Source organism: Streptomyces sp. NPDC094143 (genome assembly GCF_040303825.1).
Classification (GTDB): domain Bacteria; phylum Actinomycetota; class Actinomycetes; order Streptomycetales; family Streptomycetaceae; genus Streptomyces.
The window spans coordinates 287806-308109 of record NZ_JBEOTZ010000003.1; the positions used below are offsets into that span (position 1 = coordinate 287806).

15 protein-coding genes are annotated in these 20304 nt (G+C 72.6%); 2 read left to right on the plus strand and 13 right to left on the minus strand.

Going from position 1 to position 20304, the window contains the following annotated elements; translation table 11 throughout:
• Positions 1-133: 133 nt before the first annotated feature.
• From ABTZ58_RS06090 to ABTZ58_RS06150, 13 genes are all read right to left on the minus strand, one after another.
• Positions 134-1567, minus strand: coding sequence for an NAD-dependent malic enzyme (locus ABTZ58_RS06090; protein WP_351350865.1), 1434 nt, complete (start codon positions 1565-1567; stop codon positions 134-136).
• Between the two features lie 357 nt (positions 1568-1924).
• Positions 1925-4213, minus strand: a complete 2289-nt coding sequence (locus ABTZ58_RS06095) for a HelD family protein (protein WP_351350867.1) — start codon at positions 4211-4213, stop codon at positions 1925-1927.
• Positions 4214-4273: 60 nt separating this feature from the next.
• Entirely contained in the window at positions 4274-5107 is an 834-nt protein-coding gene (locus ABTZ58_RS06100) for an anti-sigma factor family protein (RefSeq protein WP_351350869.1), read from the minus strand.
• Positions 5107-5628 (minus strand): sigma-70 family RNA polymerase sigma factor, encoded by a 522-nt coding sequence (locus tag ABTZ58_RS06105; RefSeq protein ID WP_010039908.1) that lies wholly within the window; start codon positions 5626-5628, stop codon positions 5107-5109. The genes ABTZ58_RS06100 and ABTZ58_RS06105 overlap by 1 nt, the downstream gene beginning before the upstream one ends.
• Positions 5629-5980: 352 nt before the next feature.
• Positions 5981-6574: a CGNR zinc finger domain-containing protein gene (locus ABTZ58_RS06110; protein WP_351350871.1), complete on the minus strand. Its 594-nt coding sequence runs from the start codon at positions 6572-6574 to the stop codon at positions 5981-5983.
• Between the two features lie 994 nt (positions 6575-7568).
• On the minus strand, positions 7569-8720 hold the full coding sequence (locus tag ABTZ58_RS06115; protein ID WP_351350873.1) for a uroporphyrinogen-III synthase: 1152 nt from the start codon (positions 8718-8720) through the stop codon (positions 7569-7571).
• Between the two features lie 116 nt (positions 8721-8836).
• Positions 8837-10222: a nitrate/nitrite transporter gene (locus ABTZ58_RS06120; protein WP_351350875.1), complete on the minus strand. Its 1386-nt coding sequence runs from the start codon at positions 10220-10222 to the stop codon at positions 8837-8839.
• A 445-nt stretch (positions 10223-10667) separates the two neighbouring features.
• Positions 10668-11897: an acyltransferase family protein gene (locus ABTZ58_RS06125; RefSeq protein WP_351350877.1), complete on the minus strand. Its 1230-nt coding sequence runs from the start codon at positions 11895-11897 to the stop codon at positions 10668-10670.
• Complete coding sequence (locus ABTZ58_RS06130) at positions 11894-14086, minus strand: bifunctional polysaccharide deacetylase/glycosyltransferase family 2 protein (protein ID WP_351350879.1); 2193 nt, start codon at positions 14084-14086, stop codon at positions 11894-11896. The genes ABTZ58_RS06125 and ABTZ58_RS06130 overlap by 4 nt, the downstream gene beginning before the upstream one ends.
• A gap of 350 nt (positions 14087-14436) precedes the next feature.
• Positions 14437-15501, minus strand: coding sequence for a hypothetical protein (locus ABTZ58_RS06135; protein ID WP_351350881.1), 1065 nt, complete (start codon positions 15499-15501; stop codon positions 14437-14439).
• Between the two features lie 165 nt (positions 15502-15666).
• A complete protein-coding gene (locus ABTZ58_RS06140; protein WP_351350883.1) occupies positions 15667-16632 on the minus strand; it encodes a LysR family transcriptional regulator in 966 nt (321 codons plus the stop codon).
• A 33-nt stretch (positions 16633-16665) separates the two neighbouring features.
• Complete coding sequence (locus ABTZ58_RS06145) at positions 16666-17469, minus strand: hypothetical protein (protein WP_351350885.1); 804 nt, start codon at positions 17467-17469, stop codon at positions 16666-16668.
• 11 nt (positions 17470-17480) lie between these two features.
• A complete protein-coding gene (locus ABTZ58_RS06150) occupies positions 17481-17726 on the minus strand; it encodes a hypothetical protein (RefSeq protein ID WP_351350887.1) in 246 nt (81 codons plus the stop codon).
• A 268-nt stretch (positions 17727-17994) separates the two neighbouring features.
• On the opposite strand from ABTZ58_RS06150, the gene ABTZ58_RS06155 reads away from it, so the two are divergent.
• Positions 17995-19200, plus strand: a complete 1206-nt coding sequence (locus tag ABTZ58_RS06155; protein ID WP_351350889.1) for an MFS transporter — start codon at positions 17995-17997, stop codon at positions 19198-19200.
• 125 nt (positions 19201-19325) lie between these two features.
• A complete protein-coding gene (locus ABTZ58_RS06160) occupies positions 19326-20291 on the plus strand; it encodes a LacI family DNA-binding transcriptional regulator (RefSeq protein ID WP_351350891.1) in 966 nt (321 codons plus the stop codon).
• Positions 20292-20304: the final 13 nt, after the last annotated feature.

Consider the following 20304-nt stretch of genomic DNA (forward strand, 5'->3'; position numbering starts at 1 on the left):
AGAGGGCCTGAGCCTGGCCGCCACGATAGCTCCGCTGCTGACGGGGGTCGTGCGACGCGCCGGTCCCCCGGCTGCCGTGGGGTTGCTCACAGTCCGGGGACGGCCGTCCCGAAGGCCCTGGAACGCCTCGTCCTCAGACCGCGGACGGGCTGTTCGCCGTCGCGCCGGCCGCCTTGGCCGCCTCCCGCACCGCACCGGCCACCGCGCCCGCGACCTTGTCGTTGAAGACGCTCGGAATGATGTAGTTCGGGTTCAGCTCGTCCTCGGTCACCACGTTCGCCAGGGCGGTCGCGGCGGCCAGCATCATCTCCGTGTTGACCGTGCGGGACTGCGCGTCCAGCAGGCCGCGGAAGACGCCCGGGAAGACCAGCACGTTGTTGATCTGGTTCGGGAAGTCGGAGCGGCCCGTGGCCACAACGGCCGCGGTCTGACGGGCGATTGCCGGGTCGACCTCGGGGTCGGGGTTCGCGAGCGCGAACACGATGGCGTCCTCGGCCATGGCGGCCACGTCGTCGCCGTCCAGAACGTTCGGCGCGGAGACGCCGATGAAGACGTCCGCGCCGTGCACGGCCTCCTTGAGCGTGCCGGTGAGGCCCTCGGGGTTGGTGTTGTCGGCGATCCAGCGCAGCGCCGAGTCGGGGGCGGCGTCCACCAGGTCCTCGCGGCCGGCGTGCACCACGCCGTGGATGTCGGCGACGACGGCGTTCTTGACGCCCGCGGCGAGCAGCAGCTTGAGGATGGCCGTACCGGCGGCGCCGGCGCCGGACATCACGACGCGGATGTTCTCGATCGCCTTGCCCGCGACGCGCAGTGCGTTGGTGAGCGCGGCCAGGACGACGATCGCGGTGCCGTGCTGGTCGTCGTGGAAGACGGGGATGTCCAGCGCCTCGCGCAGCCGGGCCTCGATCTCGAAGCAGCGCGGGGCGGAGATGTCCTCCAGGTTGATGCCCGCGAAGCCCGGGGCGATCGCCTTGACGATCTCGACGATCGCGTCGGTGTCCTGGGTGTCGAGGCAGATCGGCCATGCGTCGATGCCCGCGAACCGCTTGAAGAGCGCGGCCTTGCCCTCCATGACGGGCAGCGCGGCCTTGGGGCCGATGTTGCCCAGGCCCAGCACGGCGGAGCCGTCCGTCACGACCGCAACGGAGTTGCGCTTGATGGTGAGGCGGCGGGCGTCCTCGGGGTTCTCGGCGATGGCCATGCAGACGCGGGCGACACCGGGCGTGTAGACCATGGAGAGGTCGTCGCGGTTGCGGATGGGGTGCTTCGACGCCATCTCGATCTTGCCGCCGAGGTGCATGAGGAAGGTACGGTCCGAGACCTTGCCCAGGGTGACGCCCTCGATGCCGCGGAGCTCCTCGACGATCTCGTCCGCGTGCGCGGTGGAGGTCGCCGCGATCGTGACGTCGATGCGGAGCTTCTCGTGACCGGACGCGGTGACGTCGAGGCCGGTCACCGAGCCTCCGGAGGACTCCACGGCGGTGGTGAGCTGCGAGACGGCGGTTCCGCTCGCGGGCACCTCCAGCCGGACCGTCATCGAGTAGGAGACGCTGGGCGCCGTTGCCATGGCCGACTTCCTCTGCTTTCACCTGACGCTGTTTTGTGCCGTCCGATCGTCGCACCTACCGCTCGGTAGCGGGTAGCCGCCCTCTATTGCGAACGTTTTGTTCGCGGAACCGGCAGACGAAAAGAGACCCACGTCACGCTGACGTGGGTCTCTTCCCCGATGAGGTGGCACCGACCCGCCATGCTCGCCTCGCGGCAAGTGGTCGCTCGTAGCGACGAAGGTTGGGCCCGGGGGCTTGGATCGGGCCGGTGCCACACCCAGGCTAACAAACGGATCCCGTAAGGCCATTCCCGTACCGGGAGTTCATTTCGCCGGCAAGTGGGTAACGGGCCGCCCGGGCCGGGATCCGCCGTCGCGTCAGTCCCTGAGCAGGTCGGGGACGCCCGCCGCGTCGGGCTCGTCCCGTTCGGCGGAGACGACCGTGAGCTGCTGGGTGGCCCGGGTCAGCGCGACGTAGAGCACCCGTAGTCCGGCCGGGGACTCGTCGGCGATCTCCGCCGGGGAGACCACCACCGTCGCGTCGTACTCCAGGCCCTTGGCCTCCAGGCTGCCGAGTGCCACGACCCGGTCGCCGAGCCCGGCGAGCCAGCGGCGGGCCTCCTCGCGGCGCTGCATGGCGACGACCACGCCGACCGTGCCGTCGACGCGCGCCAGCAGCCGGGCGGCCTCCTCGCGGACGGTGGTGCCCAGGGTGTCCTCGACGACCGTGAAACGCGGTTCGACACCGGTGGAGCGGACCGCCTTCGGGGAGACGGAGCCGGGCATCGCGAGGGCCAGGACCTTCGCGGCGAGCTCGGCGATCTCGGCCGGGTTGCGGTAGTTCACGGTGAGCTCGAAGCGGCGGCGCGGGCGGGTGCCGAGCGCCTCGTCGCGGGCCTCGGCGGCCTCGTCCGGGTCGGACCAGGAGGACTGCGCCGGGTCGCCGACGACCGTCCAGGTGGCGTGCCGGCCGCGGCGGCCGACCATGCGCCACTGCATCGGGGTGAGGTCCTGCGCCTCGTCGACGATGACGTGGGCGTACTCGACGCGCTCCTGGGCGAGCCGCTCGGCCCGCTCCCGCTGGGTCTCCTCACGCACCGGCATCAGCTCCTCCAGGCCGGTGAGCTGGTCCAGCGGGTCGAGCTCGCGCTTCCTGCGGGGGCGGGCCGGGGCGCCGAGGATCGCCTGGAGCTCGTCGAGCAGCGCGATGTCGTGCACGGAGTACCCGTCGCGCCTGAGGGAGCGGGCGACCTTGCGGACCTCGCCGGGGTTGAGCAGGCGCCGGGCCCAGCGGCCCAGGCGGCGCTCGTCGGCCATGGCGTCCAGGACGGCGGCCGGGGTCAGCTCCGGCCACCAGGCGTCGAGGAAGGCGAGGAAGTCGTCCTCGGAGGTGATGTCCTCGTCGAAGGAGGAGCGCAACTCGGCGGCGAGCTCCGGGTCGGTGTGCCGGCCGGCCGCGCCGGAGCGCTCCCACAGGGCGTCCAGCAGGAGCTTGCGGGCGCGCGGGCGCAGCAGGTTGACGGGGGCGGTGCCGCCGAGGGCGGCGCGGCGGATGGCCGCGAGCTCCTCGGCCTCCAGCTCCAGGCGGCGGCCGAAGGCGACCACGCGCAGCCGGGCCGGTGAGTCGTTCAGCTCCAGGGCGCCGCGTGCGGCCTTGCGCAGCACCTTCGGCATGCGCGAGGAGCCCTTGGCGCGGGCCACGGCCGGGGAGTCGTACAGGGTGGCCTCGGCGCCCTCGACCAGGGAGCCGATGGCGCGGATGGCGACCTGGCCCTCCTCGCCGAGGGAGGGCAGCACGCCCTCGGTGTAGGCGACGAGCAGCGGGGTCGGCGAGACGATCAGGATGCCGCCCGCGTACCGGCGCCGGTCCTGGTAGAGGAGGTAGGCCGCGCGGTGCAGGGCGACGGCGGTCTTGCCGGTGCCCGGGCCGCCCTCGACGTACGTCACGGAGGCGGCGGGGGCGCGGATGACCAGGTCCTGCTCGGCCTGGATGGAGGCGACGATGTCGCGCATGGTGTGGCTGCGGGCCTGGCCGAGCGCGGCCATCAGGGCGCCGTCGCCGATGGCGGGCAGTTCGCGGCCGTCGAGGAAGGCCGTGAGCTCGGGGCGCATCAGGTCGTCCTCGACGCCGAGGACCTTGCGGCCCTTGGAGCGGATGACCCGGCGGCGCACGACGCGGCCGGGGTCCACGGGCGTCGACCGGTAGAACGGCGCCGCGGCCGGGGCCCGCCAGTCGATGACCAGCGGGGCGTAGTCCTGGTCGAGCACGCCGATGCGGCCGATGTGCAGGGTCTCGGCGATGTCGGCGGTGTTGTCCGGGCGCACCGCGCCCTCGGCCGGCTCGACGGCGGTGTACGCGCCGTCCGGCCCCTTCTTGCCGTCCTTGCCGAGCAGCAGGTCGATCCGGCCGAAGAGGAAGTCCTCGAACTCGTTGTTGAGCCGGTTGAGGTGGATGCCCGCGCGGAAGACCTGGGCGTCCCGCTCGGCCAGGGCGCCGGGCGTGCCGACCTGGCCGCGCTGGGCCGCGTCGTTCATCAGGAACTCCGCCTCGTGGATCTTCTCCTCGAGGCGCCGGTACACCCGGTCCAGGTGTTCCTGTTCGACACCGATCTCGTGGGCTCTCAAGGAGTCTTCGAGCGCGGCTTCCTGTTGAGCCTGAGCGGCCACCGGGCCCCCTTCTGACGTGCTGGGCAGCCGTCCACCGTACGCGAAGGGGACCCGGTAAGGCTACGCGTCGACCTCGACCAGCCGCTTGCCGTCGAAGGTCACGACCTCGAAGTGGTCGATCTCGTTCGGCTCGAAGGCGGCGCCGCCCTGGACGTACAGCGGCTGCTTGGCCTTCTCCGTCGTGGCGTCGGGGAGGCCGTAGCCCCACTCCGGGACGGACCAGGAGGACAGGGTCTCCCGCTCGCCGTTCTTGCCGACCGCGACGAGGGCGCACTTGAGCGGGCCCTTGACGTTCTTGAGCTCGGTGACCACGCCCGTCCCCCAGTCCTTCTTCTGCAGGGCGACCGTCGCGGTGACCTTGGTGGCCGGGTCGGTGGCGGAGATCTTGTCGGAGATGCCGTCGAAGGCCTCCTTGGCGGGGCTCGCCGCGAGCGGGCGCTGCTGCGTGCCGCCGCTGTCACCGCCGCCGCCGTTCGTCGCGACCGCGACGAAGGGGCCGCCGATGATCAGCGCGCCGGCCGCGGCCACCATGTAGAAACTGCGGCGGCGCTTCTGGGCTCGGCGGTCGGCGACCTCGTCGACCAGCTTCTCCACCAGGCGCGGCCGGGGCTTCGCGGACAGCGACTCGCCGATCGCGGGCGTGCTGCCGGAGCCGGGCAGGTCGGCCAGAGCGGCGAGCATGGGCTCCATGCCGGCCAGCTCGTCGAGCTGCTGGGCGCACCATTCGCAGGTGGCGAGGTGGGCCTCGAAGGCGGTCGCTTCGGCGTCGTCGAGGATGCCGAGGGCGTAGGCGCCCACGGTCTCGTGCTCGTTCGGCACCGGAGATTCCTGCATGGGGCCAGACATACCCATGCCTCCCGTACCGAACCCTTGGTTACCCCCGTAAACACTCATCACGCCGTCACCCCCCGCTCCTCCAGTGCCAGCTTCATCGAACGCAGGGCGTAGAACACCCTGGAGCGGACCGTTCCGCTGGGTATGCCCAGGGTCTCGGCCGCCTCATTGACGGTACGCCCCTTGAAGTACGTCTCGACGAGCACCTCCCGGTGAGCGGGGGTCAGGTCGTCGAGTGCGTCCGAGAGGGTCATCAGCCACAGCGCCTTGTCGATCTCGTCCTCCGCGGGGATGACCTCCAGCGGCGACGGGTCGACCTCCTGCGGCCGGGCCTGCCGGCTGCGGTGGCCGTCGATGACGATGCGCCGGGCGACCGTCACCAGCCAGGGGCGTACCGATCCGGTCGCCCGATTGAGCTGACCGGCGTTCTTCCAGGCACGGATGAGCGTCTCCTGCACGACGTCCTCGGCGCGCTGCCGGTCTCCGGCGACCAGGCGCAGGACGTATGCCAGCAGGGGTCCGGCGTGTTCGCGGTAGAGCGCACGCATTAGCTCCTCGTCGGGTTCCGAGGGCTGGGACATGCGATGTCGGGCCCTCGGTGCTCGTTCATTGGCCACGACGGAATCCTTGCGCACGCCCACCTCCGATGTCCGGGGGTTCCCCCAGTCGGTCGCTCCACAAGCCGTACGGAAGCGAGCCGTTGGGTGTTCAAAGGAAGGCGACAGATTTCTTCGAACCGACGTGACGAGGGGGACATGGGGTCACATTCCCACCCCGCGTTCTTTACATTTCCGCCACACCGGCAAGATCAAGTCGGGTCTTCCCTACGGAGCCGTAGGCAAATGGCGTGTAATCGAAATCACTTCGGCTGCGGGGTCACAGAAGTCGCATTCAGGACACGGAATTTCAGTGCACGGACCACTCAATTCCGTTTCACGCGCGGGCGAGTGCGGCACGGCGGCGGTGCCGGGCGACGCGTTCGCGGTTCCCGCAGACCTCGCTGGAGCACCAGCGCCTGCGGCGTCCCCGGGAGGTGTCGAGATAGACGATGCGGCAGTTGTCGCCCTCGCACTGGCGCAGGGCCGCACGCGCGACGGGGTCGGTGAGCAGGTCGACGGCGTCCCGGGCCACACAGGCGAGCAGGGCGGCGCAGTCGGGCGGGCCGTCCAACTGCCGTACGAGCCGGCCGCCTTCGCCACGGACCGCGCGGGGCGCCGGGGGCGCGGTGCGGGCCAGGTCGTTGACGCGCGCGAGCGCGAAGTCGTACGTCGTCACGCCGGAGCCCGGCCGGCCGCGCACCAACCGGTCGATCTGGGTGCGAAGTTCGCGGAAGGCGGCCGGCCAGGTGGCGTCGGCGTGGGCCAGGGCGGTGTCCGCCGGGACCAGCCCGGAGCCGGTGATCCAGGCGCGCAGCACGGGCAGGGAGTCGAGCCGCTCCTGCGGGTGCGTGGTGGAGAGCAGATCCAGGCAGATCCGCCCGGCATCGAACCGCAGCTCGTGGGGGGCCGTGGCTGTACCCAGTGCCATGTGCCTGTCACCGCCTAGGTCGGTGAGACGCCGGAGGGGGGCTCCAGAACCGTTCCCCTCTTACAGTGCCTGCCCCGGGCTGCCCCGGAAAGACCTCACGCGGAGGCAGGCCGGAGGGCGGGCCCGGACGGAACCCCGGGCGGGGGCGGCCCGGCCGCTGCGGGTGAACTCCAAAGGGCTTGGGGAGCTCAGCAACTTCTGCGGCAGCGGGGCAGGACGCGGCGGTCCGGCGACGCCTCGGGGATACCTGGCGCCTGGTGAAACGGCCGCACGCCGAGGCCGCTCGGCAGCCCGGTCACACGCGACGGCGGCCAGACGAACCTGCCACATCCCGAGGCCGCCGCGGGGCCCGGACGTATGACGTGGCCGCCGGGCGAACCGGTCGCACTGCGCGATCGCCCGACAACCCGGCCGAAACCGCAAGGCCGCGCGACGGCCCGGCCGTGGCCTGCAGCCGCCAGACGAACCGATCGCACCCCCAAGGCCACCCATCAGCCCGGCCGTACCCCATGGCCGCCGCCAGCCCGGCCGAACCGCAAGGCCGTGCGCCAGCCCGGCCGAACCGCAAGGCCTCGCGACGGCCCGGCCGAACCGCAAAGCCTCGCGACGGCCCGGCCGAACCGCAAGGCCTCGCGACGGCCCGGCCAAACCGCAAGGCCTCGCGACGGCCCGGCCAAACCCCATATGGCCACCGCCAGCCCGGCCAAACCCCATGGCCGCCGCCAGCCCGGCCGAACCGCAAGGCCGCGCGACGGCCCGGCCGTATCACGTGACCACCGGGCGCACCGGTCACACTGCAAGATCGCCCGACAGCCCGGCCGCACTGCCATACCGCCGGACAGCCCGGCCGATCCGCAGCGCCGCGCGACGGCCCTGGCCCGCGCTCCCGTCCGTCCAGCCATGCGGCCACGCCACCGACCGCCCGACCACCCGACCACCCGTCGTGGCACCGGTCACTCACCTCGGCGGATTTTCGCTCAACCCCCGGCGCGCCTCACGCGTCCGCGTACTTCGTCTCCGTCGCCGGGTCCAGGGCCAGGCGGTAACCGCGTTTGACCACCGTCTGGATCAGCTTGGGCGTGCCCAGAGCCGTGCGCAGGCGGGCCATGGCCGTTTCGACGGCGTGTTCGTCGCGGCCGGAGCCGGGCAGGGCGCGCAGCAGCTCGGCGCGGGCGACGACCCAGCCGGGGCGCCGGGACAGGGCGCGCAGCAGGGACATGCCGGCCGGCGGCACGGGCTTGAGCTCGCCGTCGACCAGCACGGCGTGACCGCGGATCTCCACCCGGTGCCCGGCGACCGGCAGCGCACGCGCCCGCGCGGGCAGCTCCTGGCAGAGCAGCTGCACGAGCGGCCCGAGCCGGAAGCGCTCGGGCTGGATCGTGTCAATGCCGCGGGACTGCAGCGGCAGGGCCGTGACCGGGCCCACACAGGCCGGCAGCACGTCGTGGCTCAGGGCGCCCAGCACCTCGGGCAGCAGCCCGCGTTCCTCCGCCCGGGACAGCAGCGAGGCCGCCGCGGGTGCACTGGTGAAGGTGATCGCGTCCAGGCCCCGGGAGACCGTCGCGTCGAGGAGCCGGTCCACCGGGCCGAGATCCTCCGGCGGCATCCACCGGTACACCGGCACCCCGACCACCTCGGCCCCGCCCGCCCGCAGCGCCTCCACGAACCCCGGCAGCGGCTCGCCGTGCAGCTGGATCGCGACGCGCTGTCCCTCCACGCCCTCCTCCAGCAGCCGGTCGAGGACCTCCGCCATGGATTCCGAGGACGGCGACCAATCCTCCGTCAGCCCGGCGGCCCGGACCGCTCCCTTCACCTTCGGTCCGCGCGCCAGGATCCGTACGCCGCCCAGCCGGGAGAGCAGGTCCTCGCCCAGTCCCCAGCCGTCGGCGGCCTCGACCCAGCCCCGGAAGCCGATCGCGGTCGTGGCGACCACGATGTCGGGTGCCTGCTGGATGATGTCCTTCGTCGCGGCCAGCAGTTCGCTGTCGTCGGCGAGCGGCACGATCCGCAGGGCGGGGGCGTGCAGGACGGCGGCGCCGCGCCGCTGCAGCAGCGCCCCGAGCTCATCGGCCCGGCGCGCGGCCGTCACACCGACGGTGAAACCCGCCAGCGGTCCGTGGTCCGGTCGTCGTTCTTCCTCGTACATGGCTCTCGTCCCGCACTCGAGTCGTCGTACTGCGTGGTACGGCGTACCTGCATGCCGATCGAGCCTGTCAACGGCTCGTGACAGGCCCGGATCGGCGTGATGTCGCTGGTGTTACGTCACACCTCGGCGTAGCTGAGCTGCGGCTTCGCCTCCGAGGCCGCCGAGGTGGCGGGTACCCGGGGGGCCGTGCGCCGAAGGTATACGGCCCACGTGACCGCGAAGCACACCGCGTAGAAGGCGAGGAAGGCGACGAACGCGCCGGTGCCGGAGCCGTAGGAGAGGAAGGACTGGCGGAAGGCGAGGTTGATGCCGACACCGCCGAGCGCGCCCACCGCGCCGATCAGGCCCATCGAGGCACCCGACAGCCGCCTCCCGTACGCCGCTGCCGCCTCACCCTCCAGCCCCCTGGCGATCGCCTTGTTCTGGAAGATGCCCGGGATCATCTTGAACGTCGAGCCGTTGCCGAGCCCGCTGAGCACGAACAGCACCACGAACGCCCCGGTGAACAGGGCCAGCGACTTCTCCATGGAGGCACCGATCAGGACCGCCGTCGCGACGCCCATCGCCACGTAGTTCCACAGGCTGATCTTCGCGCCGCCGTAGCGGTCGGCGAGCCAGCCGCCGAGCGGACGGATCAGCGAGCCGAGCAGCGGGCCGATGAAGGTGACGTACGCGGCCTCCAGCGGCGTGCGGCCGAACTGGTTCTGCAGCACCTGGCCGAAGGCGAAGCTGTAGCCGATGAACGAACCGAAGGTGCCGATGTAGAGGACGGACATGATCCACGTGTGGGCGTCCCGGGCGGCGTCCTTGGCGGCACCGGTGTCGTTCTTGACGTTCTCCAGGTTGTCCATGAACAGCGCGGCCAGCACGGCGGCCACGACGATCAGCGGGATGTAGACGCCGAGCAGCACGCGCGGGCCGCCGCCGGCGCCGATGATCGCGAGCGCGGCCAGCTGGATGACGGGGACGCCGATGTTGCCGCCGCCCGCGTTGAGGCCGAGCGCCCAGCCCTTCTTCCGCAGCGGGAAGAAGGCGTTGATGTTGGTCATGGAGGAGGCGAAGTTGCCGCCGCCGACGCCGGCGAGCAGGCCGACCAGCAGGAAGGTGGAGAAGGAGGTGCCCGGCTCCATCACGGTGAACGCGGCGACCGTCGGGATCAGCAGCATGCCGGCCGAGATGATCGTCCAGTTGCGTCCGCCGAAGACGGCGACGGCGAAGGTGTAGGGGACGCGCACGGCGGCGCCGACCAGCGTGACCATCGAGGTCAGCAGGAACTTGTCGGCGGGGGTCAGCCCGTACTCGGGGCCCATGAACAGCACCAGCACGGACCACATCGTCCAGACGGAGAAGCCGATGTGCTCGGACAGCACGGAGAAGTAGAGGTTCCGGCGGGCCACCTTCTCGCCGGTCTCCTTCCAGAACGTCTCGTCCTCGGGATCCCAGTGCTGGATCCAGCGGCCGCCCCTGCTCGGGGGTGCGGGTGCCGTGCCGGGGCCTGTCATGACGCCTCCACTGTGCTCCGGGACTCGGTGGTACTTCGAGTGACTGGTCCCGAAGGTAGGGAGGGCGCGTTTCCTGCCTGTGCCGGTGAGTGACCGCGAGGGAACTTTGCTCTCACCCCGCGCCCGGGCGGGATGAGAGGTTCCGCCGCTTTTCCGGGATCAGCGCCGCGGAGGCTGCCCGTACGGATTCGGCCTCGCCTGCCCCGGCGGCCGCGCGCCCGGGGACACATACCGCGTCCGCCCGTTCTCGCCCGCCACGGGCGCGAAACCGGCCGCCCGCAGCCGGGCGGCGAACTTGGCGTTGCGCTTACGGGTGCCCGGGAGGCCGACGCCGAGGACCGCCATGAATCTCCGCTCGGGTCGGGCAGGAGCCGTATGGATTTCCGCTCGGGTCGGGCAGGAGCCGTCGTGACCGGCGTGGCGGGCTCCGCGTCCTTGATCCGGTTCAGCCGCCGGTCGCCGTTCTCCTCCGCTCCCCGTGCCGCCCCCCTCGCCGTCCCTCGCCCCGAGGCTCACCACTCGGCCACAACCGGGGCTTCTGCTTCGCCGCCAGGTCCTCCGCCCAGCCGAAGGCCAGGATGCAGGCGCCGATGAGGAGCCAGGTCAGGGCCAGGACCGGCCAGGGGCTTTCCAGGAGGCCGGGGACGTTCTGTTCCAGGAGGGGGAAGGCCCACAGGTGGTCCCAGAGGGTCGCCGCGATCAGGATGCAGACGTTGTGCCAGAGGTAGATCGTGACGGCCCGGGAGTTGAGCAGGGTGATCGTGCCGGCGAACGGGCGCAGCCGGCGCGGCCAGTCGGACCAGGACGGGCTGACGTGCAGCAGCAGCGCCACCGTGGCGAAGGACCACAGGGCCTGGGCCAGCGGCATGCTGTCCAGGTCGTTGCCGGTGCCGAAGTCGTGGTGCAGGGCGTACCAGAGGCCGGCCAGGGCGATGACAGGTGCCACGGACGGGACGATGTAGCGCGGCAGGCGCCGCAGGATGCCCTCCTGGTGGGCCATGCCGAGGATCCAGCAGGCGCCGAACGTGGAGAAGTCGGTGAGCGCCGAGGGGATCCGCTCGCCGGGCAGCGTGAGCCAGCCCTGCTCGAAGGCGACGGCCAGGACGATCGGCGCGGACAGGGTGAGGACCGGCAGGGCGCGCAGGGCCTTCAGCAGCAGCGGGGACAGCAGGACGTACCAGAGGTAGGCCCGGATGTACCACAGCGGGCCCGCGAGGTCCGCCGCCCAGTTCTCGCCGATGACGCCGGGCACGCCGGGCAGGCCCTCGGCGTACGGCGGGTCGCTGAACGGCACGATCCAGAAGGCGAGGTGGAGCCACCACCAGCCGGGGTGCCCGTCCGCGTCCGGCCCCCAGCCCTGCAGGACCATGCCGGTGACGCCGACGACGCCCAGCAGCCACAGCGGGGGCAGCAGCCGCCGCATGCGGCCGCGGATCACCTGGACCGGCGGGCGCTTCAGCGAACGGGCCATGAGGTTGCCGGCGAGCGCGAACATCACGCCCATGGACGGGAACACCAGCGGCAGCCAGGCCCAGCCGGTCAGGTGGTAGAGCACGACACGGAACAGCGCGAGGGCGCGCAGCAGGTCGAAGTAGCGGTCACGTCCGGGCTTCGGCGAAGGGGCCTGTCCCTTCGGCGTGTTGGGCGGTGCCTCGGCGGCGGGAGCCGTGGTCATGCGACCGGCCTCCCGTCCATCTGCTGCTGGGATGTGGCGCTCGTGCCCCCGGGCAGCCCCACCGCACCCGTGCGTCGCAGCTTCTGCCAGCGCAGCCGGCCGCCGGTGAGGGCGGTGATCCAGGACTGCAGCAGGACGACGTACATGAGCTGCCGGTACAGGAGCTGCTGCAGCGGCAGGGAGATGAGGTGGGTCATGCGTTCCTTGTCGAGGTGGAACGCGTAGGCCGCGCACACCCCTTGTACGGCGAGGACGCCCAGCCAGGCGCCGATGGTCTTCTCGGTCGGGCCGAACACCAGCCCGTACAGCAGGAACACGTCGATCAGCGGGGCGAGCAGCGGTGCCAAGACCATGAACATCGACACCAGCGGCAGGCCGACCCGGCCGAAGCGGCCCGAGGGTCCGCGGTCGACCAGGGCCCGGCGGTGCTTCCAGATCGCCTGCATCGTGCCGTAGGACCAGCGGTAGCGCTGGGACCACAGCTGCTGCACGGACTCGGGGGCCTCGGTCCAGGCGATGGCCTTCTCCGCGTAGACGACGTGCCAGCCGTCGCGGTGCAGGGCCATGGTGATGTCGGTGTCCTCGGCGAGCGTGTCGTCGCTCATGCCGCCGACCCGTTCCAGTGCGCTGCGCCGGAACGCGCCGACCGCGCCGGGGATGGTGGGCATGCAGCGCAGCACGTCGTACATGCGGCGGTCGAGGTTGAAGCCCATCACGTACTCGATGTGCTGCCAGGCGCCGATGAGCGAGTCGCGGTTGCCGACCTTGGCGTTGCCGGCGACGGCGCCGACGCGCGGGTCGCCGAAGGGCTGCACGAGTTCGCGCACGGTGGTCGGCTCGAAGACGGTGTCGCCGTCCATCATCACGATGATGTCGTGGCGGGCGTTGGCGATGCCCCGGTTGAGGGCGGCCGGCTTGCCCGCGTTGAGCTGGCGGACGACCCGTACGCCGGGCAGGCCGAGGTTCTCGACGATGCGGGCGGTGCCGTCGGTGGAACCGTCGTCGATGACCAGCACCTCGATGGGGTGGTCGCTGGCCACCAGGGAACGGACCGTCTGCTCGATGCACTTGGCCTCGTTGTAGGCGGGCACGAGCACGGACACCGGTTCGGTGACGGGCTCTCCCCAGCGGAAGCCCGTGCGCCGGACCCGGCGGGCGTGCGCGACGGAGAGGATCAGCATCAGCCCGAGACGCCCGAAGACCAGTACGCCGACGACGGCCAGGCCGGCGACGAGCACCCCGGTCGTCTTCTCCGAGGCCTGCACCAGGAAGACCCAGGCGTCGCCCTTCAGCGCCTCCAGACCGGCGACCGGACTGTGCGCGCTCGGGGCGTCCAGGGCACCGGTGAGCGTGTGGAAGCGGTAGCCCTTGTCCTGCAGTCCGGAGATGTACCGGTCGAGCGCGGCCACGGTCTGGGAGCGGTCGCCGCCGGAGTCGTGCATCAGCACGATGGCGCCCTTGCCGCCCTTCGGCATGGCGTTGCTGATGATCTTCTCGACCCCGGGCCGGCGCCAGTCCTCGCTGTCGGTGTCGTTGACGATGGTGATGTAGCCCTTGCTGCCGATGTACTCGGTGACCGGCCAGGAGTTGTTGTCCATGTTCCGGGCGTACGACGAGTAGGGCGGGCGGAACAGCGAGGTGCGGATTCCGGCCGCCCCGGCGAGGGCGAGCTGGTTCTGGGACAGTTCCCAGTCGACGCGGCTCCTGCTCTGCAGGGACAGGTCGGGGTGGTTGAAGGTGTGCAGGCCGATCTCGTGGCCCTCGTCGACCATGCGCTGGACGAGGTCCGGGTAGCGGGAGGCCATGGTGCCGGTGATGAAGAAGACGGCCCGGGCGTCGTGCTTCTTCAGCACGTCGAGCACCCTGGGCGTCCATTCGGGGTCGGGACCGTCGTCGAAGGTCAGGACCAGCTCGCGGTCCGGCAGTTTCAGGCTGGTGGGCTTCCCGTCCCGGGTGTCGATGACGGGACCGCCCTTGAGGATGTCCTTCGGGACACGGTCGTTGGCGGCGGGCGGGCCGACGCGGTGGTCGGCGAGGATCTCGCTGTGCACGTAGCCGCGCAGCATGAGCATCGCCATCAGCGCGACGAGCACGAGCAGGGGCAACAGCAGGCGCATGGGCAGGCGACGGCGCCTGGAGCCCCCACGGGCTCGTGACGCTGGCCCGGAACGGCGGACAGGGGATGCCATGGGTGGTGGTACCTCGGGTGGTGCGAGTCGGGTACTGCGGGGACGGGTGATGCGGGGACGGGTGATGCGGGGACGGGTGATGCGGCGGGGGTCCGGTCGGGGCCGGGGTGACGGCCCTTGGGTACGGGCCTCAACGGCGGCGGCCCTCGGGTGACGGACCTCGGGTGACGGCCCCGGGGTGATGGGTCGTTGTCACCGAACGGGTGTGACGGAACGGAACGACGGGACGACACCGGCGGAGCGGGGCGGCGCCTCCCCGCAGGGGCGTCCGGCCGGGGCGATGCACCGGAACAGTCCCGCCGCAGCCGCCACGCCCGCCGCCACAGCCGGCACCGCGGCCGGCGGCCGGGCTAGACCGCCGGTGTCCCGGCGACAGGCTGCGGCTCCGCCGGGCCCTCGGCCACCGTGCCGGTGTCGCCGCCGTCACCGGTGCCCGTGGTCGTGGTCGGCTCCGGCGTGGAACCGCCCGTGGGTGTCGGGTCGGTGGCCGGCGTGGTCGGCGGGTCCGCGGGTTCGCTCGGGGCCGGTTCGCTCGCGCCGGTGCCCGGGGCCGGTGCGGTCCGGGTCGCCTTCGGCGTGGGCTCGGCCGACGTGTCGGGACGGCCGGTGCCGGCGGTGGCCTCCGGCCGGAACGCGCTGGGGCCGGACGAGGGCACCGTCGTCCCGCCGGCGGTCGGCGTGCCGCTCGGGGCGGTGGCGCCGGGGTGCGAGGCCGGGGCCGACTCCGCCGGCAGCGGCGGGCTGTCGACCTGCCCGGCCGGCGGGTTCTCCTTCTGGCCCGGCACGGGGAGCCAGGGCGCGTTGGAGTTGCCCGACATCAGCGTGGCGACGATGACGACGGCGTAGATACCGCAGGCCAGGGCGACGGCCATGCCTATGCGCCGGAAGCGGCGGCTGCGGCGGCCGGACTCGTCGACGAAGACGGGCCGGTCGGCGGCGGGGGCGACGCCGGGACCTTCCTTCACCTGCCGGACGAAGCCGTCCCCGAGCTGTACGGCGTCGAGCTGGACCGTGACCTCGTGCGGGTCGTGGGTGTGCTCGGCGGACTCGGGAGCAGAACCGGCGGAACCGGGTTCGGACCCGTCCGGGTCGGCCTCCTCCGGCTCCTGCCAGGGATCACGGACCGCCGGCCGGGACCCCTGGAGCGTCGAGGACGCCTGGGCCTTCGGGGACGCCTGGGCCTTCGGGGACGCCGGGGCCGAGGAGAGCGAGTCGGCCTCGCCCTCGCTCTGCCGGGGAATGCCGCGCAGTATCTCCGTCCCGGCGGGCAGGCGCGCGCCGGTCACCCGGACGTCGCCCGCGGAGAAGACCTGCGTGGCTCTGCCGTCCCGGGCTCTGCTGTCCGCGGTGAGTTCACCGGTCGTGGTAGCGGCCTCGGGCCATTCGGGTTGGGCGTCTTCTCGCCACTTTGTCACGCGCACGCACTTCCCCCCACGGGATGGTTCAGGTGCGCTTCCGACCTGAGCACCCGTCGTCGGACCGGGCCCCCACCCGTCCGAGCGCCCCCTCTTACCACACCGTGCTCAGGCGTCGAATGTAGCGCACGCGCAGGTTTCGTGTGAGCGCCGTGTCGAATCGTGTCAATCGTGAGACGCCATGAGGACATGATCGGCGGCCGGAATCCATCCCCCCGGAGGCCGTCGCAACCACCCTTCCTCCGCGGCCAGCCGGGCCGCCGCCACGCGCAGCGCGTCGAACGCGGGGTGGGTCAGGCCCCTGCGCCACACCAGCGACACGGGCGACAGCGGCACGGGATCGACCAGCGGCCGCAGCACGGTCGACGGCAGGGCCGGGAACCCCACGACGGCCAGGATCGGGTGGCGCGTCCTGGCCATGATCCGCTGGAACTCCTCCTCCCCGACGGCCAGCGGCGCGGGTGGCGCGAGCTCGATCCCCCGCCCCTCGAAGAGCAGCCGCGCGAGGCCCGTCCACTCGGGCGTGCGCGGATTTCCGGCACCGGCGTAGACGGTCTCGCCGGCCAGCTCGGCGAGCGGTACCCGCTCCGCCCCGGCGAGCCGGTGGTCCTCGCGCAGCACCACCGCCATCGGCTCGTAGCGCACCGGCTGGTGGTCGAGCCCGCTGCGCAGTGCCGGGTCCAGTCCGGCGAACCGTCCGAACGACGCGTCGAGCCGGCCCGCGAGCAGCTCTCCGGCGGCCCAGGTCAGGCCGCTCTCGTAGCGGGCCATCAGCTCGTGCCCGGGGGCGAGTTCACGCGCGCGGTGCAGCACGCGGCGCGGTGTGACCAGGCCCGGGGAGTTGAGGTCGACGAGCAGGGGCCGGGCCTGGTCGAAGGCGGCGAGCAGGTCGTCCTGCGCCCGCAGCACGCGCCGGGCGTACGGCAGCAGCCGCTCCCCGTCGGGCGTGAGCGTCACCTGCCGGGTGGTCCGCACGAACAGCTCGGCGCCCAGTTCCCGCTCCAGCCGCCGCACGTCCCGGCTGAGCGCCTGCTGCGCCAGGTGGAGCCGGAGCGCGGCTCGGGTGAAGTGCAGCTCCTCGGCGACGGTGACGAAGGCGCGCAGCAGACGCGGGTCGAGGTGGGCGGGCATGCCGTGAACCTACAGCGGGCGGCGGCCCGGGGTTCAGGGGCCGGTGGGCTTGCCCGGGGCCTCGGTCTCGCCCTTCGGTGCGTCCGCGCCGACGGGCGACGGGACCTGGCCCACCCGGTGCCGGGGCGCCGACCGTACGGGCGGACGCGTCAGGGTGATCTGCCGGACGACCTGCTGGAAGCAGGCCAGCGCCGCGATTCCGGGCAGGGCCGCCGCCGCGGTGCCGAGCACCGTCCTGGGCGCCTGGGCGACACAGAGCAGCACGGCGACGCAGGAGAAGACCAGCACGACGCACCAGGAGTGCGCGGCACGACGCTGGTGCAGCGCGGCCCGCAGGACGGACAGCGACGCCACCAGCCACGGCCCGTACACCAGCAGGGGCCACCAGGTACGCAGGCCCCGTCCGGCGGGGGCCGCGCCGACCAGGCGCAGCGGGTCGTAGGCGACCATGCCGCTGAGCACGCTCACGCCGGTGGCGATCACGGCCGCCAGGGCGGCGACCAGGAAGCTGGTGGTGCGCAGCAGGCGCGGGGCCGTTCGAGTCCGGACCTTGCGGTGGCGCCGGGGGACGTCACGGACGGGCGGGAGTTCCTCGGTGATGTCCTGCAGCCGTCTCATCCGCTCGCCGCCGGGTGCGGGACCCGGTTCCGCCGCCGCGGCCGGTGGCTCGTCGCGGGGGGTGGGGATCCGCGTCGCCTCGTGCTGGAGGGCTTCCTGGAGGATGAACGCCAGTTCCTCGGCCGGGTCCCAGGTGGGGTCCGGCGGAGTCAGCGGGGTGACGAAGTCCCGGGTCGGGGCCCGGTGTCGTCCATTGCCTTCGATTCCGTTGTCGTACATGACGCGGCCCGCTATTCCGCGAGCGCGAGAGCAGGCCATTCCGTCGCACTGATCCACCGTCGGGCGAGATCCTTCTCCAGGTCGCTCATGGCGTCGATGAACGCGCGCAGCACCGGTTCGGTCACCTGCAGCGTGACCGGGCAACCGCCCCTGGTGAGCGTGCCGTTGACGGTGGCGGACGAGTGCGCCGGTGCCGGAATGTAGGTGTACGGGCCGAGCGTTACCGCCCAGCCGTCTTTCCTGGTCGCCTCGGTCATGTACCGACTAACCGTCGGTCCACTTCGGCGGATGCGCGGCAAACGAGTGAAGGATTTTCCCGAATGAGCATCTTTTCCACGCGCTACGAGAACCATTAGTAATCTCCATATCGCTGTATGAAGAACAAGGAGCGAATGTTTTTCGCCACGGCCTTTTCGGCCTGCCGGGGAGGCCCGCGGACCGGACGCCGGATCCACAACCCGGGTGCGTGAGTCCGCGCGGAACAGGTGTTGGACGGCTTGATCACCGCCGGGCGACGGTGGGCGCATGCCGCATCTCGCCCCCTACCGCCGCCTGTTCCGCCTGCCCGGCACCCGTGCCTTCACCGCCGGGAACCTGATCGCCCGGCTGCCGATGGGCATGTTCAGCGTCAGCGCGGTCGTCATGATCGCCGGGACGCGGGGCTCGTACGCCCTCGCCGGTGCCGTCACGGCGACGGGGCTCGCGGCGACCGCGGTGGTCGCGCCGTGGACCGCGCGGCTCGTGGACCGCCACGGCCAGGCCCGGGTTGCCCTGCCCGCCACGGCGATCGCCGTCCTCGGCTCCCTCGCCCTGCTCCTCTGCGTCCGCCACGACGCCCCGGACTGGACCCTGTTCGCCTCCTACGCCGCCACCGCCACCACCCCCAACACCGGCGGCATGTCCCGGGCCCGCTGGGCCCATCTGCTGGCCGGCGACACCAAGGGCCTGCACACCGCCAACTCCTTCGAGCAGGCCGCGGACGAACTGTGCTTCATGCTGGGCCCGGTGCTCGCGGCCTTCCTGTGCGGGGCGCTGTTCCCGGAGGCGGGCACGCTCGTCGGCGCGGTGCTGCTGCTGACCGGCATGCTGCTGTTCACGAGCCGGCGCGCGACGGAACCGCCGGTCCGGCGGCACATACCCGGCAAGGCCCCGCTGCGCGCCCCCGGCATGCCCCCGCTGATCGCGGTCTGCCTGGCGACGGGCGGGATCTTCGGCGCGACCGAGGTCGTCACGCTCGCCTTCGCCGACGCCGCGGGACATCGGACGGCGGCCGGTGCCGTGCTGGCCCTGCAGGCGGCGGGCTCCTGCGCGGCGGGCCTGCTCTACGGCGCCGTGCGACCGGCCGGGCCGGCCGCGAGGCGGCTCGCGTGGTGCGTGGCGGCGATGGCCGCGCTGCTGATCCTGCCCCTGCTCGCCGCCCTCACCGGGTCGCTCGCGCTCCTGGCGGCGGCCCTGCTGGTGGCCGGGATGGCGACTGCCCCGACGATGGTCACGACCATGACGCTGGTCCAGCGGCGCACCCCCGAGGGCCGGCTCAACGAGGGCATGACCCTCGCGGTGACCGGCCTGCTCGGCGGGATCGCCGGCGGCAGCGCGCTCGGCGGCTGGACCGTGGAGCACGTGTCCGCGACGGCCGGGTACGTGGTTCCGGTGGCGGCCGGCGCCCTGGCGCTCGCGCTTGCCCTGGTCGGCGTGTCGAATCGCTTCACCGATCACCGCCCACCCCATTGACGCTTCCCCGCACCCCGCATACGTTCGACCGTCGAAGCGCTTCGACGTCGGGCACCGGGACAGTGAGGGACCCCCATGAAGTTCACCGACGGCCGCTGGCCGCTGTGTGCGCCGGAGCAGGCCTGATGGTCAGGATCACGGACGTGGCGCGCCGGGCCGGGGTCTCCCCGAGCACCGTGAGCTACGCGCTGAGCGGCAAGCGCCCCATCTCGGCGGAGACCCGGCGGCGCGTCGAGGAGGCCGCCCGGGAGCTGGGCTACCGCCCGCAGCCGGGCCTGCCGGCGCACGGCGCGCCGAACGTCCTGGCCGTGGCGGCCCCGCTGCGCCGGGGCGTCCACCTCCCGGCGATGATGCGGCTGACGCAGTCGGTGGTGACGGCGGCCCGCGGGTACGACCACGACGTGCTGCTCCTCACCCACGAGGAGGGCCTGAACCGCCCCGGGGGGCCGGCCCCGGCGCACGCGGTACTGGTCGTGGACGTCGGCCTGCACGACCCGCGCCTGCCCGTACTGCGCTCCCTGCACCGCCCGGCCGTGCTGATCGGCCTGCCCGCCGAGCCGCCCGGTCTGCCCTGCGTCGACCTGGACTACCGCGCGGCGGGCGAGGCGTGCGTGCACCACCTGGCCCGTCTCGGCCACCGCGCCGTGGCCCTGGCCGGCCCGCCGCCGGAGGTCTACTTGCGCCAGACCGCCTCGGCCCGCCGCCTGGTCGAGGGGTTCACGGCCGCCGCCGACCGGCACCGGCTGGCGTCGTCGGTGCACCCGGCCGAGCAGTCCGGGGCCGAGGCCCTCGCGGACCGGCTGCTGCGCGCCCACCCCGCCCCGACGGCCGTGGTCGTCCAGAACGACGCCCTCCTGGTCCCGCTGCTCACCGCCTTCCGGCAACGTGGCCGGCGCATACCGCAGGACCTGTCGGTCCTGGCCGTCGGCACCGACGTCCCCGAGACGGTCTCGGCCGTCACCGTGCCGTCGGCGCAGCTGGGCGCCCTCGGGGTGGAGCTGCTGCTGCGCGAGCGCACCGGCCCGGCCGTACCGGGGACGACGCTGCTGCCGCCGCGGCTGACGGAGCGGGGCAGTACGGGCCACGCATGACGGCGGGGCATGA